The sequence below is a fragment of the Streptomyces morookaense genome (genome assembly GCF_013030945.1).
In the GTDB taxonomy this organism is placed as follows: domain Bacteria; phylum Actinomycetota; class Actinomycetes; order Streptomycetales; family Streptomycetaceae; genus Streptomyces; species Streptomyces morookaensis.
Genome location: NZ_JABBXF010000043.1, coordinates 37559 through 53657, shown reverse-complemented (window position 1 = coordinate 53657; position 16099 = coordinate 37559). Strand labels below are relative to the sequence as shown.

13 protein-coding genes are annotated in these 16099 nt (G+C 71.7%); 10 read left to right on the top strand and 3 right to left on the bottom strand.

What is annotated here, in order from left to right; translation table 11 throughout:
* The first annotated feature begins 114 nt into the window (after nt 1-114).
* The 4 genes from HG542_RS19385 to HG542_RS19370 all read left to right on the top strand — a co-directional run bounded on the left by HG542_RS19385 (nt 115) and on the right by HG542_RS19370 (nt 6188).
* Complete coding sequence (locus tag HG542_RS19385) at nt 115-1917, top strand: ABC transporter ATP-binding protein (protein ID WP_171083151.1); 1803 nt, start codon at nt 115-117, stop codon at nt 1915-1917.
* Between the two features lie 231 nt (nt 1918-2148).
* Nucleotides 2149-3087, top strand: a complete 939-nt coding sequence (locus tag HG542_RS19380; RefSeq protein ID WP_308111454.1) for a FadR/GntR family transcriptional regulator — start codon at nt 2149-2151, stop codon at nt 3085-3087.
* A 383-nt stretch (nt 3088-3470) separates the two neighbouring features.
* Nucleotides 3471-5039 (top strand): RNA polymerase sigma factor, encoded by a 1569-nt coding sequence (locus tag HG542_RS19375; protein WP_171083146.1) that lies wholly within the window; start codon nt 3471-3473, stop codon nt 5037-5039.
* Nucleotides 5040-5177: 138 nt separating this feature from the next.
* Nucleotides 5178-6188 carry a S1 family peptidase gene (locus tag HG542_RS19370; protein WP_176606734.1) on the top strand — a complete coding sequence of 337 codons (1011 nt, stop codon included), beginning with the start codon at nt 5178-5180 and terminating at the stop codon, nt 6186-6188.
* 115 nt (nt 6189-6303) lie between these two features.
* Here the strand turns inward: HG542_RS19370 and HG542_RS19365 are convergent, their stop codons facing one another.
* Nucleotides 6304-6534 carry a DUF7455 domain-containing protein gene (locus HG542_RS19365; protein ID WP_071961820.1) on the bottom strand — a complete coding sequence of 77 codons (231 nt, stop codon included), beginning with the start codon at nt 6532-6534 and terminating at the stop codon, nt 6304-6306.
* Nucleotides 6535-6969: 435 nt separating this feature from the next.
* Here HG542_RS19365 and HG542_RS19360 point away from each other — a divergent pair, with 435 nt between their 5' ends.
* The 4 genes from HG542_RS19360 to HG542_RS19345 all read left to right on the top strand — a co-directional run bounded on the left by HG542_RS19360 (nt 6970) and on the right by HG542_RS19345 (nt 11689).
* Nucleotides 6970-9090 (top strand): DNA gyrase/topoisomerase IV subunit B, encoded by a 2121-nt coding sequence (locus HG542_RS19360; RefSeq protein ID WP_171083143.1) that lies wholly within the window; start codon nt 6970-6972, stop codon nt 9088-9090.
* A gap of 181 nt (nt 9091-9271) precedes the next feature.
* Entirely contained in the window at nt 9272-9772 is a 501-nt protein-coding gene (locus HG542_RS19355) for a DUF1453 domain-containing protein (protein ID WP_306665321.1), read from the top strand.
* 34 nt (nt 9773-9806) lie between these two features.
* Nucleotides 9807-10964 carry a sensor histidine kinase gene (locus tag HG542_RS19350; protein ID WP_171083249.1) on the top strand — a complete coding sequence of 386 codons (1158 nt, stop codon included), beginning with the start codon at nt 9807-9809 and terminating at the stop codon, nt 10962-10964.
* On the top strand, nt 10961-11689 hold the full coding sequence (locus HG542_RS19345) for a response regulator transcription factor (RefSeq protein WP_171083141.1): 729 nt from the start codon (nt 10961-10963) through the stop codon (nt 11687-11689). Before HG542_RS19350 ends, HG542_RS19345 begins: the two co-directional genes overlap by 4 nt.
* 18 nt (nt 11690-11707) lie before the next feature.
* Here HG542_RS19345 and HG542_RS19340 read toward each other — a convergent pair whose 3' ends face one another.
* Nucleotides 11708-12388 (bottom strand): response regulator, encoded by a 681-nt coding sequence (locus tag HG542_RS19340; protein WP_171083139.1) that lies wholly within the window; start codon nt 12386-12388, stop codon nt 11708-11710.
* Nucleotides 12385-13995: a sensor histidine kinase gene (locus HG542_RS19335; RefSeq protein ID WP_171083137.1), complete on the bottom strand. Its 1611-nt coding sequence runs from the start codon at nt 13993-13995 to the stop codon at nt 12385-12387. Before HG542_RS19335 ends, HG542_RS19340 begins: the two co-directional genes overlap by 4 nt.
* Nucleotides 13996-14333: 338 nt before the next feature.
* Between HG542_RS19335 and HG542_RS19330 the strand changes: the two genes are divergently transcribed.
* Together HG542_RS19330 and HG542_RS19325 are read left to right on the top strand one after the other, a co-directional pair.
* Nucleotides 14334-15185: an ABC transporter ATP-binding protein gene (locus tag HG542_RS19330; protein ID WP_171083136.1), complete on the top strand. Its 852-nt coding sequence runs from the start codon at nt 14334-14336 to the stop codon at nt 15183-15185.
* Nucleotides 15175-16044: an ABC transporter permease gene (locus tag HG542_RS19325; protein ID WP_171083134.1), complete on the top strand. Its 870-nt coding sequence runs from the start codon at nt 15175-15177 to the stop codon at nt 16042-16044. Before HG542_RS19330 ends, HG542_RS19325 begins: the two co-directional genes overlap by 11 nt.
* The last annotated feature ends 55 nt before the right edge of the window (nt 16045-16099 follow it).

Sequence of the window (16099 nt, the reverse complement as noted above, 5' to 3'; positions counted from 1 at the left end):
CGGTGCTGCGGTACGTCCTCCCGCCCCCGCGCGCCGAGCCGCCGTCGTAACCCGCCGGTCACCGCCGATCCCGCGCGCCGGGTCGAATCACGTCACGCGCCCGCGAGAGAAGCCATGATCCAGGCCATCGGACTCACCAGCGCCCCCCGCCGCAACAAGCCACTCGCCGTCGACGACCTCACCTTCGAGGCCCGCCCGGGCCGGGTCACCGTCCTGCTCGGCGAGCCGGGAGCCGGCAAGACCAGCGCCCTGCGCCTGATGCTGAGGCTCGACCCCGGACGCGGCGTCGCCCTCTTCCGCGGCCGCCCCCTGGACCAGGTCCCCCACCCCACCCGGGAGATCGGGATGCTCCTGGGCGACGTCCCCGGCCACCCCGGACGGACGGCCCGCGGGCACCTGCGCATGCTCAGCGCCGCCGCCGGGGTCCCCGTCGAACGCGCCGACGACGTCCTGGAGGTCGTCGGACTCAGCGGCCTCGCCGACCAGCGCCTGGGCGGGTTCTCCCTCGGCATGGACCGCCGCCTCGGCCTGGCCGCCGCGCTCCTCGGCGATCCCCACACGCTGATCCTCGACGAACCGGCCCACGGCCTCTCCCCCCGCGAGACCGCATGGCTGCACGGAATGCTGCGCGGCTACGCGGCCCAGGGCGGCGCCGTCCTCGTCACCTCGCGCGACGCCGTGGAAGCGGCCCGCCTCGGCGACCAGGTCGTCACCATCGACCACGGCCGGCTCGTCGCGGACCAGGAAGCCGCCGCGTTCGCCGCCTGCCGGCTGCGCCCGCGCGTCGTCGTCCGCTCGCCGCACGCCGCACGGCTCGCCCACATCCTCGGCGAGGAGGCCGAGACAGCGGCGGATGCGCAGCCCGGCCCTCCCGTCGAGGTCGCGTTCGACGGCGGCAGCCGGCTCCATGTCTACGGCAGCAGTTGTGCGGCTGTCGGCGAGGTCGCGTACCGGCACGGCATCCTGGTGCACCGCCTGACCGAGGAGACCGGCGACACCGGCCCCGTCACCCCGCTGGAGCGCGCCGACGGCCGTACGCCCGAGGCCGCGGGCGGCGCGGCGGGCACGGTCGCAGCCGGAGCCGAGGAGCAGCACGCCGACGGCTCCTCGCCCTGCACGCCTCCCCGCCTGCACAAGCGCCGGCCCGCACCCGGTCCTGTCTGGCCGCTGCGCTATGAACTGCGCCGCTGCGCAGGTGTCCGCACCGGCTGGACGGTGGGGGCCGTGGCCCTGGCCGCCTCGTTGGTCGTCTCCGTGCTGCTCGCCCGTACCGGCAACCCGCCGGCACTGCGCCTGCTCACCGGCTGGCCGCTCGCGTTCCCGCTCCCGCCGGTCGTCCTCGGCGCCGGGCTGCTGGGTGCGCTCGCCTTCGGGCAGGAGTTCCGCTACCCCGCTCTCGGACCGGACCAGGGCGCCGTTCCGCGCCGCCTGGGTCTGCTGGGCGCCAAGCTCACGGTCACCGCCGCTGCCGCCGTGTTCCTCGCGCTGGCCTCCATCGGTGTCGACGCCGCTGTCCTGCGCCTGCTCTTCGGAGAGCCGGTCGCTGTCCTTCCGGACGACTGGAGCGTCACACTGACCGGCTGGTCCGCGCTCTCGGTGGGCTGCGCCTGGGCCGGACTCTTCGCCGCAGGGCTCTTCCGGTCCACCGGACTGGGGCTGCTGGCCGTCTTGGCGGTGCCGGTGTTCGTAGTTCCCGTCCTGAGCGGACTGTTCGCCCGGCCTGCGGTGCGCTCGCTGACCGGTCTGCCGGAGCGGCTGCGCTCGACCGCCGTTGTCCAGTGGCCCTCCGGAATGGACCAGGGCTTCACAGCAGTGCTGCGACTGATGTCCCAGCCGGTCGGATGGGCGCTCGCGCTGGCCCTCGCAGGGCTCGGAGGGGCTTACATCCTCACCGTGTTGCGCGGGCGGGTGCGCTGAGGCTGTGCTATGCGAACGAGCGGCACAGCGGTCCACGCAGAGTGACAATCAGTCCGGGGGTGCCGGGACCGCCTCCGGGTCACGACCGAGGCAGATGTGCCCACGGCACCGTCCGGACAAGGAAGCGGCGAGCGGGAGGTTGTGACACTCCGTATTCACTCTGCCGTGAACCAGGCGCCCAAATGTCCATTTGGGCGTCAATTGTAAGGTAATGGGCGATCACCCTTTCGTGTGCTTTTCACCAAAGACCTCAAGGGGCCAGAAGGTGTAGCCGACAAAGGAAGCGTGAGTACCCTTGCGCACACCATGATGACCGCGGCTCGCCCCGCCGATTCCGGCCTCGCCGGCCCGGGCGAGCTTGACCGCTACTCCTACGCCGAGGCCCACGGGCCCGACCGCGGCGCCCCGCCCGCCTGGGAGGGCGAGGCGGAGCTCGGCCGCGCGGGCCGCCGCGCGGCCGGCAGCCGCGGCCGCGGGCTGCACGGCCAGCTCGTCCAGCAGCTGGGCCAGATGATCGTCTCCGGGGACCTGGGCGCCGACCGCCCGCTGGTCCCGGAGGAGATCGGGCAGCGCTTCGAGGTCTCCCGCACCGTCGTCCGCGAGTCCCTGCGCGTGCTGGAGGCCAAGGGCCTGGTCAGCGCCCGCCCCAACGTCGGCACCCGGGTCCGCCCGGTCAGCGACTGGAACCTGCTCGACCCCGACATCATCGAATGGCGGGCCTTCGGCCCGCAGCGGGAGGACCAGCGCCGCGAGCTGTGCGAGCTGCGCTGGACCATCGAACCGCTCGCCGCGCGGCTGGCGGCGGGCCACGGCCGCGAGGACGTCCAGCAGCGGCTGGCCGACATGGCCGAGATCATGGGGCACGCCCTGGCCCAGGGCGACTCGCTCACCTTCTCCCGCGCCGACGCCGAGTTCCACTCCCTCCTGCTGCAGGTCGCCGGCAACCGCATGCTGGAGCACCTCGCCGGCATCGTCTCGGCCGCCCTGCACGTCTCCGGGGCCTCGGCCAGCGGCTGCGACCGGCCCACCGAGGCGGGCGTCGGCCAGCACCTCCGGATCGTCGACGCCGTAGGGGCGGGCGACGCCGCGGGAGCGGAGGCGGCGATGCGTCAACTGCTGGTCGCCCACCCGGAGGTCGAGCGCGTCGTCCCCGCCCCGCGCGAGCACTGACCGGGTGACGGGACCGTACGGACGGGACGGTTCAGCGCGGGATTGCTCATCCGGCGCGCGCGAACGGCCGTGCGCGCGCCGAGTGGGCGTTCCGCGCGGCTGCCGGAGCCAGGAGCGGTGATCTGTCCAGTTCAGTGGTCTTTCGCTCCCTTATGGGGTGTGACTCGGGCCACGAGGATTGGGCGTAACGCTCTTTGAGGCAGCGCGATGACTAAAGAGGTGGTAGCCGCGGAGGGAATACAGGACTCCCGTGAGGCGCTGTGTTGCTCTGCACTACTGCCCGCGCCGTCGGTTCATCCTTTGCCGGCGGTCGTCGGAACCGGTCGTCCGAAACGGGGCGGGCCGGGACCGGAAGCCGTTTCCATCGTTCCGAGAGGTTGTTCGTGTCGGCCAGCACATCCCGTACGCTCCCGCCGGAGATCGCCGAATCCGAGTCTCTGATGGCGCTCATCGAGCAGGGAAAGGCCGAGGGGCAGATCGCCGGCGACGACGTGCGTCGGGCCTTCGAGGCTGACCAGATTCCGCCAACCCAGTGGAAGAACGTACTGCGCAGCCTCAACCAGGTCCTCGACGAGGAGGGTGTGACGCTGATGGTCAGTGCCGCAGAGGCGCCCAAGCGCACCCGCAAGAGCGTCGCAGCGAAGAGCCCGGCGAAGCGCACCGCCACCAAGGCCGTCTCCTCCAAGACGGTCACCTCCCGGCAGGCCTCGCCTGCCGGATCGGCAGTCTCCGCCCCGTCCGCCCAGTCGGGTGCGTACGGGGAGGACGAGACCGGCGAGGCCGTGGCGCCCGCCAAGAAGACCGCCGCCAAGAAGGCAGTGGCCAAGAAGACGGTGGCCAAGAAGACCGCCGCCAAGAAGACGGCGGCGAAGAAGACCGCCTCCAAGAAGGACGCCGACGAGCTGCTCGAGGACGAGCTCCTCGATGAGACCCCCGCCCCGGGCAAGGGCGAGGAAGAGGACGAGGCCGGCGAGAACAAGGGCTTCGTGCTGTCCGACGAGGACGAGGACGACGCCCCCGCGCAGCAGGTCGCGGTGGCCGGTGCCACCGCCGACCCGGTCAAGGACTACCTCAAGCAGATCGGCAAGGTTCCCCTGCTCAACGCCGAGCAGGAGGTCGAGCTCGCCAAGCGCATCGAGGCCGGTCTGTTCGCCGAGGACAAGCTGGCGAACGCCGACAAGCTGGCCCCGAAGCTCAAGCGCGAGTTGGAGATCATCGCCGAGGACGGGCGCCGCGCCAAGAACCACCTGCTGGAGGCCAACCTCCGTCTGGTGGTCTCGCTGGCCAAGCGCTACACCGGCCGCGGCATGCTCTTCCTGGACCTCATCCAGGAAGGCAACCTCGGTCTGATCCGCGCGGTGGAGAAGTTCGACTACACCAAGGGCTACAAGTTCTCCACGTATGCGACCTGGTGGATCCGCCAGGCCATCACGCGCGCGATGGCCGACCAGGCCCGCACCATCCGTATCCCGGTGCACATGGTCGAGGTCATCAACAAGCTCGCCCGTGTGCAGCGCCAGATGCTCCAGGACCTGGGCCGCGAGCCCACCCCGGAGGAGCTGGCCAAGGAGCTCGACATGACCCCCGAGAAGGTCATCGAGGTCCAGAAGTACGGCCGTGAGCCGATCTCCCTGCACACCCCGCTGGGCGAGGACGGCGACAGCGAGTTCGGTGACCTCATCGAGGACTCCGAGGCGGTCGTGCCGGCGGACGCGGTCAGCTTCACGCTCCTGCAGGAGCAGCTGCACTCCGTCCTGGACACGCTCAGCGAGCGCGAGGCGGGTGTCGTCTCGATGCGCTTCGGCCTCACCGACGGCCAGCCCAAGACGCTGGACGAGATCGGCAAGGTCTACGGCGTGACGCGCGAGCGCATTCGCCAGATCGAGTCCAAGACGATGTCCAAGCTGCGTCACCCGTCGCGCTCCCAGGTGCTGCGCGACTACCTGGACTGATCCACCCGATCCGGTCTGCGGGCAGGGCCCGGTCCCTCTTCGGAGGGGCCGGGCCCTGCCCGCTTCCGGATGCGGTGTCCGCCCGCGGGGGTAACGCTGGGTATGCGAGGAACTCCGCTTTGGTCAGGAGAGGTGGAAATGCGCGCCCTGAGCTACCCGCTGGTCGGGACGGCAGTGCTGGCCCTGCTGGCCCCCGGCCCCGTCCGGGGGGACGACCGCGGAGTGGTCGGCGGGCAGGCGGTGAGCAGTGCGGACGCGCCCTGGGCGGTGGCTCTGGCGAGTCGTGACCGGTTCGGCCCTATGCGGTCCGGGCAATTCTGCGGCGGGGCGCTGGTGGGGCGTACGACCGTCGTCACGGCGGCACACTGCCTGAGCCGTGAGGTGCTCGGTGGCGATCCGTCGGACGTGAAGGACCTGCGCGTCATCGTCGGCCGCACCGACCTGCGGACCCGGCAGGGCAGCGAGCTGCCGCCCAAGAGCATCTGGGTCAACCCGGGCTTCGACCCGGAGACCAATGCGGGGGATGTCGCCGTCATCACCTTGTCGACGCCCGTGCCGGAGAACTACCCGATCGCCATGGCGCAGCCCGGGGACGGCGCCTACGCCCCCGGTACGTCGGCCGGTGTCTACGGGTGGGGGGACACGATCGGCAACGGCAACTACGCGGACGGTCTGCGGGCGTCCCAGGTGTTCGTGCTGGAGGACGAACAGTGCCGACGCGTGTACCCGGGCGGTCAGGAGGCCGTGTACCAGCCGTCGTCGATGCTGTGCGCGGGTGTGCTGCAGGGCGGGCGGGATGCCTGCCAGGGGGACAGCGGGGGGCCGCTGGTGGCGGAGGGGCGGCTGGTGGGGCTGGTGTCGTGGGGGAGCGGCTGTGCCCTGCCGCAGCATCCGGGGGTGTACACACGGATCTCGGCCGTCGCCGCTTTGGTGCAGCAGCACAGTGCCGAGAATCTGTCGCGGCCGCCTGTCGTGAACCCGCAGCCCGCCGCGCCGCCCGCGGCAGTCGCGCCGCCACAGGCCCCGCCGCCGGCCGTGGTGCCCCCGGCACCGCCTCAGACGGCTGCTCAGGGGCCTCCGCAGCCTCCGGCGCAGGCACAGGTCGCCCAGCAGCCACAAGGCGCTCAGCCGCCCGGGAAGGCCCCGTGATGAGGGTACGAGAGCGGGCGGCCTCCCCGTGGGGTGGCCGCCCGCGGCTGTCCAGCCCTGGGTGGCGGGACCTCGCTCGTCGTGGAATGCGATGTATCGGCGTTCGGCGAGGGACTCAGCGGTCCTCGTCGGACGCGGACGCCGGGACGGCGGTGAGCCGCTCCGTCTCGTCCTGTATCTCCGCGGCGATCTTCTTGAGTTCTGGCTCGAACTTGCGCCCGTGGTGGGCACAGAAGAGCAGTTCACCGCCGCTCATGAGAACGACGCGCAGGTATGCCTGAGCGCCGCACCGGTCGCAGCGGTCAGCGGCCGTCAGCGGGCTCGCGGGGGTCAGAACAGTAGTCACGTCGCCTCTTCTCTAGCTCGACGAGCTGTCGTACCAGGGTCAACATCCAACCAGGCCGAAAACGTTCCCGCTCGTGGCTTTTCCTCGAAACTTCCTTCCGAGTGAGCCGGATCTTGACGATTTGGCGGCGAATGAGCCGTATTGCGTGGGCCTACGGTTTCACGTCGCTGGGGGTTGTCGTCCACCCCGGCCGGCTGCCGGGTTGTTCTTGAGGACGTGCCCGGAGCCTAAATGGTTCATGCCTCCAAGGGAACGTGATGTGCACGTCACCCCGGAGAGGTATCGAACATGTGATCTAGGTCTGGATTAGCATGGCCCTGGTTACGGGTGGCGGCACAAAGGCTCTACCAGGCCTCGGTACCCTCTGAACGGCGACCCGAGCCACCCATGTGCCCGAACGAGGGCCAGACAGAAATTCAGCGAGGAGCGAACCGCGTGACCGCCGAAATGTCCGTGCCGTCCACTGCGCTGCTGACCGGAGCAGACCGGGACGGCTCCAACTACACCGCGCGGCACCTGCTCGTCCTCGAGGGCCTCGAAGCCGTCCGCAAGCGTCCCGGTATGTACATCGGGTCCACGGACAGCCGTGGCCTGATGCACTGCCTGTGGGAGATCATCGACAACTCCGTCGACGAGGCCCTGGGCGGCTTCTGCGACCGCATCGAGGTCGTCCTCCACGACGACGGCTCGGTGGAGGTGCGCGACAACGGCCGCGGCATCCCCGTGGACGTCGAGCCCAAGACGGGCCTGTCGGGCGTCGAGGTCGTGATGACCAAGCTGCACGCGGGCGGCAAGTTCGGCGGTGGCTCCTACGCCGCCTCCGGCGGTCTGCACGGCGTGGGCGCCTCCGTCGTCAACGCGCTGTCCTCCCGGCTGGACGTCGAGGTCGACCGCAACAGCCGGACGCACTCGATCAGCTTCCGCCGCGGCGTGCCCGGCATCTTCACCGAGTCCGGCCCGGACGCCCCCTTCGACCCCGCCAGCGGGCTCCTCAAGGGCAAGAAGGTGCCCAAGGCCCGCACCGGCACCCGCGTCCGCTACTGGGCGGACCGGCAGATCTTCCTCAAGGACGCCAAGCTCTCCCTGGAGACGCTCTACGGGCGTGCCCGGCAGACGGCGTTCCTGGTGCCCGGGCTGACCATCGTCGTGCGCGACGAACGGGGCCTGGAGGGCGCCGAGGCCACCGAGGAGACGTTCCGCTACGACGGCGGCATCAGCGAGTTCTGCGAGTACCTCGCGCAGGACAAGGCCGTCTGCGACGTGCTCCGGCTGACCGGCCAGGGCACCTTCAAGGAGACCGTCCCCGTCCTGGACGAGCGCGGTCACATGACGCCCACCGAGGTCACCCGCGAGCTCGGCGTGGACATCGCGCTGCGCTGGGGCACCGGCTACGACACCTCGGTCAAGTCCTTCGTCAACATCATCGCCACCCCCAAGGGCGGCACGCACGTGGCCGGATTCGAGCGGTCGGTCACCAAGACCGTCAACGAGGTGCTCCGCTCGGCCAAGCTGCTCCGCGTCGCCGAGGACGACGTCGTCAAGGACGACGCCATGGAGGGGCTCACCGCCGTGGTGACCGTGCGGCTGGCGGAGCCGCAGTTCGAGGGGCAGACCAAGGAGGTCCTCGGCACCTCGGCCGCCTCCCGCATCGTGGCGAACGTGGTCGCCAAGGAGCTCAAGGCGTTCCTGACCTCGACCAAGCGCGACGCGAAGCAGCAGGCCAGGGCGGTCCTGGAGAAGGTCGTGGCGGCCGCCCGCACGCGGATCGCCGCCCGGCAGCACAAGGAGGCCCAGCGGCGGAAGACGGCCCTGGAGTCCTCCTCCCTGCCGGCCAAGCTCGCCGACTGCCGCAGCGACGACGTCGAGCGCAGCGAGCTCTTCATCGTCGAGGGCGACTCCGCGCTGGGCACGGCCAAGCTCGCCCGGAACTCGGAGTTCCAGGCCCTGCTGCCCATCCGCGGCAAGATCCTCAATGTCCAGAAGTCGTCGGTCTCCGACATGCTGAAGAACGCCGAGTGCGGCGCGATCATCCAGGTGATAGGAGCAGGCTCCGGCCGCACCTTCGACATCGACGCGGCGCGGTACGGCAAGGTCATCTTCCTGGCGGACGCCGATGTGGACGGCGCCCACATCCGCTGCCTGCTGCTCACGCTGTTCCAGCGCTACATGAGGCCGATGGTGGAGGAGGGGCGGGTGTTCTCCGCGGTGCCCCCGCTGCACCGGGTCGAGCTCATCAACCCCCGCAAGGGCCAGGACAAGTACATCTACACCTACTCCGACAACGAGCTGCGGCAGACGCTGCTGGAGCTGGAGCGCAAGAACATCCGCTACAAGGAGAGCATCCAGCGCTACAAGGGCCTCGGTGAGATGGACGCCGACCAGCTGGCCGAGACCACGATGGACCCGCGCCACCGCACGCTGCGCCGGATCAACATCAGCGACCTGGAGGCGGCGGAGCGCACCTTCGACCTGCTGATGGGCAACGAGGTGGCCCCGCGCAAGGAGTTCATCACCAACTCCGGGGCCACGCTGGACCGCTCGCGCATCGACGCCTGACGGGGCGCCCGGGGCCCGGCGGTCGGGCCGGCGTCCACCCCCGGGTGGAGAGAGATCTCCACCCGGGCTCCACCCCGGGCCCACCCGTGCTCCGATTCCCGCCGGGAGCCGGATCCGTAGCGTCGGACGTGTCCTTCCCGCGGTCCTGCCGCGGACGTCCCCGCTCACCGGAGGCTCCTCCATGTCCGGCTCCCTGTCCGGCGTTGCCGACGTCGTCCTCATCGTCGCCGTCATCGCGTTCGTGCTGGTGCGGCAGCTGAAGCCGCGCAGGCTGACCCAGGACGCCGGGCGCTGGTGGCTGCTGCCCGCAGTGCTCGTGGTGATGGCGGTGCGCCAGCCGGGGCTGATCGACGCCGGGCACCGGGCGGCCTCGGCCGGGCTGCTGGCCGCCGGGGTGCTGGCCGGGCTCGCCACGGGAGCGGCCTGGGCCTGGACCAGCCGCATATGGACGGACGCCTCGGGGACGGTCTGGGCCAAGGGCGGCAAGGCGACCGCGGCGGTGTGGGCCGGCGGCCTGGTGCTGCGGCTCGTGCTGTACGGGATAGGCACGCTGGCCGGGGTCCACCAGGGCGGGCCGGGTGTCATGATCACCGTGGCGGCGCTGCTCCTCGCCCGCACCGGGGTGCTGGTCCACCGGGCCCGGGGGCTGGCCCCGGCGTACCGTGTCCCTGCCGGTGGCTGAGACCGGCGCCGTGGCGGAAGGACCGTACGTGCCGATGCAGAGCTGGACCGAGTGGCCGGCCCGTGAAGCGCTGGCCCCGGTGGGGGTTCCGCAGGCGCGCAGGATGATCTCGTGGGCGGTCCGCATCGTCTTCGGCTGCATGTTCCTGTGGGGCGTGCTGCACCAGGACATGCTCCGGGGGTGGGGCTACGGGGCCCTCGCCGCGGGTGTTCTGCTCGGCGTCGCCGCGGTCTGGCAGTACCGGCTCATGACGCTCGACATGCGGCTGTGGCCGTCGGTCGGGTGGCTGGGCGTGCTGTGGGCGGTGGGAGTGCTCGCCGAGGCCGGCGGGGCGCACACCGCGGCCACGGGGATGTGGTGCCTGTGCGGGGGCATCGCCATCGAGCGGCTCCCCCTGGCGTACGGGTTCGCCGTCGCTGCCGCCGCGATGGGCATGTACGCCGTGACGAGCACGGACAGCCCGGCGAGGACGGCTCTCACGGTGGGGCTGGTGGGGCTCATCGGGTACACGCTGAGGCTGGACGAGGAGGCGCGCGGGGCCGGGTTCCGGTTGCTGGCCCAGGAGCGGGCCGCACGCAGTGCGGAGGCCGAGTCGGCGGCGCTGGCGGAGCGGGCACGGATCGCCCGGGAGATCCACGACGTGCTCGCGCACAGCCTCTCCGCGCAGATGGTCCACCTGGAGGCGGCACGCCTGCTGATCGAAGGGGGAGGAGAGCGGGAACAGGTACTGGAGCGGGTCACCGCGGCCCGGCGCATGGCGCGTTCGGGGCTGGCGGAGACGCGGCAGGCGCTGTCGGCCCTGCGTGGCGAGATTGCCCAAGTGGAGGACTTCCTGCGGGAGGTGGCGGCTGCCGAGGGGGCGGAGCTGGAGGTGACGGGCGAGCCCCGGAGGGTGCCGGCCGAGGCGGGGCTGGCGGTGCGCAGGGTGGCGCAGGAGGCGCTGACCAATGTGCGCAAGCACGCCCCGGGGGCACGGGTGGAGATGAGATTCGCCTATCTGGAGGGTGAGGTGGAGCTGTCGGTCCGTGACAGCGGGGCGCGTCGGCCCGTGGGCGGCCTTGCGGTCTCCGGTGCCGGGTACGGTCTGATCGGGATGCGGGAGCGTGCCGAGCTGCTGGGCGGCACGCTGGAGGCCGGGCCGGCCGGGACTGATCGGGAGGGGTTCGTGGTGCGTCTGCGGGTACCGGCATGACGGGTGGCACGGACGACGGTGCGGGGGGCGAGCAGCGCCGGCGGGCGCGGGTGGTGGTCGCCGACGACCAGACCGTGGTGCGTGAGGGCATTGTGATGCTGCTGGGGTTGCTGCCCGGTATCGAGGTCGTCGGTGCGGCGGCGGACGGGCTGGAGGCGGTGCGGCTGGTCGCCGAACTGGCCCCGGACGTGGTGCTGATGGACCTCCGGATGCCCCGCTGCGACGGGGCGGAGGCCACGCGCCGGATCCGCCGTGAGCACCCGGGCACCCAGGTCGTGGTGCTCACCACGTTCGGCGACGACGACTCGCTGTTCCCGGCGCTGCAGGCCGGGGCGCGGGGCTATCTCACCAAGGACGCGGGGGCGGAGGAGATCGTCCGGGCCGTCGAGCAGGTGATGTCGGGGGAAGCGGGGCTGTCGCCGAAGGTGCAGATGCGGCTGCTGGAAAGGCTGTCCGCGCCGGTGGCCGCGGCGCCCGGGCCCGCGCCCGCGGTTTCCCGGGAGCTGCCGGACGGGCTGACGGTCCGTGAGGCGGAGGTGCTCGCCCTGGTGGCCGACGGGCTGTCGAACACCGAGATCGCCCGGCGGCTGCACGTGAGCACGGCGACGGTCAAGACGCATATCAACAACCTCTTCGCCAAGGCCGGGGTTCGTGACCGTGCCCAGGCCGTGCGCTACGCCTACCACCACGGCATCGCCCGGCCGCCGGGCGCGCAGGGCATCTGAGCGGGTAGGAAGGGGAGTTCAGCCGCGTCCCGCCCAGGTGTAGCGGTGTTCCGGGCGGCCCGTCTCGCCGTAGCGGAGGGTGAGGTCGAGCCGGCCGGACTCCTCCAGCCGTTTGAGGTAGCGCTGAGCCGTGGAGCGGCTCAGGCCCGAACGCTCGGCGACCTCGTGCGCGGAGAGGGGTGAGGCCGCGTCCGAGAGCACCCGGCGGATCAGTTCGGCCGTCGGGGCGGAGTGGCCCTTGGGGAGGGGAGTGGTGACGGCCGCGGTGCGCAGGGTGCCGAAGATCCGGTCGACCTGGTCCTGTTCGGCCTCCTGGGTGCCCTCCAGGGCGCGGCGCAGCTGGGCGTATGCCTCCAGCTTCACCCGCAGCCCCGCGAAGGTGAACGGCTTGACCAGGTACTGCAGCGCGCCGTAGCGCATGGCGGTGCGGACGGTCGCGATGTCCCGGGCGGCGGTCACCATGATGACGTCCGTGTGGTGGCCGAGCTGGCGGATGCGGCGGACCAGGGACAGGCCCGTCTCGTCGGGCAGATAGTGGTCGAGGAGCACCAGGTCGACGCCGCCGCCTGCGAGTTCGGCCAGCGCCTGGGCCGCACTGTGGGCGGTGGCGCGGACGCGGAAGCCCGGAACGCGGGACACATAGGCGGCGTTGATCTCGGCGACGCGGAAGTCGTCGTCCACGACTAGGACTTCGATCACCGGGCCGCCTCCTGCAGCGGGACCGTGGTTCTGAGCGCCTCGGGCAGCTCGACCGTGAACACCGCACCTCCGCCGTGCCGTTCGCCCACCCGGGCCGATCCGCCGTACCGCTCCGCCAGCCGCTGCACCAGCGGGAGCCCCAGCCCCCGCGGCCGGTTGGGCGCGGCCTGCTTGGTGGACCAGCCGTCGGTGAACACCAGCTCCCGCGCCGCCGCGGGCACCCCCGGCCCGTTGTCCGCGACCCGCATCACGACCGTCGTCCCCACCGTCCGCACCTCCACCTCCACGAATGCCCCGGCGCGCCCCGCGGCCGCGTCCAGTGCGTTGTCCACGAGATTGCCCAGCACCGTCACCAGGTCCCGGGGGTCCACCACCTGGGCGGGCAGCTGCGTCGCACCGCTCACCCGCAGGGCCACTCCGTGCTCGGCAGCGACCGCGCTCTTGCCCACCAACAGGGCGCCCACCAGCGGCTCGTGGACCTTTTCGAGGACCTGCTCGGCGGTGGCCCGGTGGGCGCCGGTCACCTCGGCCACGAAGTCCACGGCCTCCTCGTACAGGCCCAGTTCCAGCAGCCCCACGATCGTGTGCATGCGGTTGGCGTGCTCGTGGTCCTGTGCGCGCAGCGCTTCCGCGAGGCCCCGGGTGCCGTCCAGTTCCCGGGCGAGCTGCTCCAGCTCGGTCCGGTCGCGCAGGGTGGCCACCGTGCCGCCGTCGCGGGTCTGCATCCGGTTGGCGACCAGCACCCGGCCGTTCCAGACGGTGAGCAGGTCCGTCCCCGACACCCGGCCCGCCAGCACGTCGGCGGCCCGGCCGGGTGGCAGGACGGCGTCGATCGGCTGCCCCGTGGCCGTAGGGCCGATGCCGAGCAGCCGTTGCGCCTCGTCGTTCACCAGCCGGACCCGGCCGCGCCGGTCGAGCGCCACGACGCCCTCGCGGATGCCGTGCAGCATCGCCTCGCGCTCGTCCAGCAGGGCGGAGATCTCGGAGAGTTCGATGCCGTGCGTCCGGGCGCGCAGCCGCCAGGAGACGGCGAACACGGCCAGCGCACCGACCGCGAGTGCGGCGCCCGCGTACGTCAGGATGCCGGGCAGCGCCCTGACCAGGCCCCCGCGCACGTCGTCGTAGGCGATGCCCACCGACACGGCGCCCACGATGGCGCCCTCGGTGTCGCGCAGCGGCACCTTGCCGCGCGCCGAGCGGCCCAGGGTGCCGTCCTCGATGCCCGTCCACTCGGCCCCGGTGAGCGCGGGCCCCGGGTCGCTGCCGACGTGGCGGCCGATCTCCCCGGGCGTGGTGTGCGACCAGCGGATGCCCCGGGTGTCGACCACCACGACGTAACGGGCGCCGGTGGCCAGGCGGATGCGTTCGGCGGCGGCCTGCACCGGGCCGTCGGGGTCCGGCCGCCCGGCCAGGATGTCGTGGGCGATGCCGGGCTGCGCGGCGGTGGCCTGCGCTATCGCCAGTGCCCTGCGCTTGGCCTGGTCGTCGAGCTGCGCCTCCAGCGGTGCGAGGAGCAGGCCGGTGGTGAGCGCGATGACCCCGGTGGTGATCAGCAGGTGCACGGACAGCACGTGGGCGAAGACGCGGCGGGGCCACCGGGGGCGCATGTCGGTCCCTTTCGTCTCGGCACCACCCCGTAGCGGTTGTTGCAGGGTGTCGCGTTCCATCCGTTCCGTTGCGCTGCGATGCAGCAGCATGAACCGAACGTAGCCGTATCAGGCCGCTTTGCTCAGCCCCCGTGTCACTTTGGTGTCCTGACTGTTGTTCTAACGCGCGCAAAACGAGCAGAACAGGGTTCGTGCACTCAAGCCGCACAGCGCTCACAAGGCTGCCCCTGTGCCCTGGGTCACTCCTAGCCTCCACCTCCGGCTGCCCCGCACGAATCGCGGGGCCGGACAGCCGGTGCAAGGCGCAAGGCGCACGTGCAAGTGCAAGGAGGCGGACGGTGAACAGCGGCAATCCGCCGGGCGGTGTCCCGGCGATCGAGCTGCGCGGTGCGAGCAAGGTGTTCCGGACGCCGTCGGGCGAGGTGCACACGGCCGTGCGCGATCTCGATCTGACCGTCGGGCGGGGCGAGTTCGTGGCCGTCGTGGGTCCCACGGGATGCGGGAAATCCACCACGCTCACCCTGGTCAGCGGGCTGGAGGAGCCGACCGAGGGCGAAGTGCTCATCGACGGCGGGCCGGTGGAGGGGATCCGGCCGGAGGTCGGCTTCGTCTTCCAGCAGGACGCGGTCTTCCCCTGGAGGACGGTGCTCTCGAACGTGGCGGCGGGCCCCCGGTTCCGCGGCGTGCCCAAGGCGGAGGCCCGGGCCCGGGCCCGCGACTGGCTCGGCCGCGTGGGACTCGCCGCCTTCGCCGACCGCTATCCGCACCAGCTCTCCGGCGGCCAGCGCAAACGCGTCGCCCTGGCCCAGACGTTCGTCAACGATCCGGCCATCCTGCTCATGGACGAGCCCTTCTCCGCGCTCGATGTGCAGACCCGCGCGCTGATGTCGGACGAACTCCTGGAGCTGTGGGGCGGATCCCGCGGATCCCGGCCCGGCGCACAGGCCGCCTCCGTCGTCTTCGTCACCCACGACCTGGAGGAGGCGATCGCGCTGGCCGACAAGGTCGTGGTGATGACCGCGGGACCGGCCACCGTCAAGCAGGTCTTCCCCATCGGCCTGCCGCGCCCCCGCAAGGTCGAATCCGTGCGTCTGGAACCGCAGTTCGTCGAGCTCTACCGGGAGATCTGGGCCTGCCTCGGCGAGGAAGTCCGCATCACCCGTGAAAGGGGTGCCGCCCGTGTCGCCTGAAGCCGTCTCCGCCGCCGTGGCCGTCCGGGGAAGCAAGGAGGGCCGTACGGAGGCCCGGGCGCGGGCCGCCCGGCAGTACCGGCTGCTGGTCCTCGGCGCCCGGGTGCTGCTGCTGGCCGTCGTCCTCGGCGCCTGGGAGGTCCTGGCCCGCACCGAGGTCATCGACCCCTTCAACTTCTCGATGCCGTCGAGGATATGGGACCAGATCGTCCAGTGGACCATGCACGGCACCGCCCAGGGATCGCTCGGGGAACAGATCTGGTACACGCTCCAGGAGGCCCTGCTCGGCTGGGTCATCGGCGTGGCGGGCGGCGTGGTGCTCGGCATCGTGCTCGGCCGGGTGCGCTTCATGGCCGACGTCCTCGGCCCGTACATCAAGGTCCTCAATGCGCTGCCGCGGATCGTGCTGGCGCCGATCTTCCTGATCTGGTTCGGTCTCGGGCCCGCCTCCAAGGTCGCCTCGGCCGTGGTGCTCGTCTTCTTCCCGGTCTTCTTCAACGCCTTCCAGGGCGCCCGCGAAGTGGACCGCAACCTGGTGGCCAACGCCCGTATCCTGGGCGCCGGTCACCGCCAGGTCACCCTGCAGGTCGTGGTCCCGTCCGCCACCTCGTGGATCTTCACCAGCCTGCACGTCAGCTTCGGCTTCGCCCTCATCGGTGCCATCGTCGGCGAGTACCTCGGCGCGTCCAAGGGCATCGGCCTGCTCGTCTCGGTCTCGCAGACGTCCTTCAACCCGGCCGGCGTCTATGCGGCGATGGCGATCCTCGCCGTCGTGGCACTGCTCGCCGAGGGACTGCTGACCTTCGCCGAGAAGCGGCTCTTCCGCTGGAAGCCCGGCGCGCCGGGCGACGGGCGCTGAACGGATCCACCGACGGCCCCCCACCGGCCGGTACCACCCCACCCCCCTGTACGGG

Excerpts from the sequence above, each read along its gene's own strand:
- HG542_RS19385 (WP_171083151.1), top strand. The coding sequence starts at position 115 with ATGATCCAGGCCATCGGACTCACCAGCGCCCCCCGCCGCAACAAGCCA.
- HG542_RS19370 (WP_176606734.1), top strand. The coding sequence starts at position 5,178 with ATGCGCGCCCTGAGCTACCCGCTGGTCGGGACGGCAGTGCTGGCCCTG.
- HG542_RS19355 (WP_306665321.1), top strand. The coding sequence starts at position 9,272 with ATGTCCGGCTCCCTGTCCGGCGTTGCCGACGTCGTCCTCATCGTCGCC.
- HG542_RS19350 (WP_171083249.1), top strand. The coding sequence starts at position 9,807 with ATGCAGAGCTGGACCGAGTGGCCGGCCCGTGAAGCGCTGGCCCCGGTG.
- HG542_RS19345 (WP_171083141.1), top strand. The coding sequence starts at position 10,961 with ATGACGGGTGGCACGGACGACGGTGCGGGGGGCGAGCAGCGCCGGCGG.
- HG542_RS19335 (WP_171083137.1), bottom strand. The coding sequence starts at position 13,995 with ATGCGCCCCCGGTGGCCCCGCCGCGTCTTCGCCCACGTGCTGTCCGTG.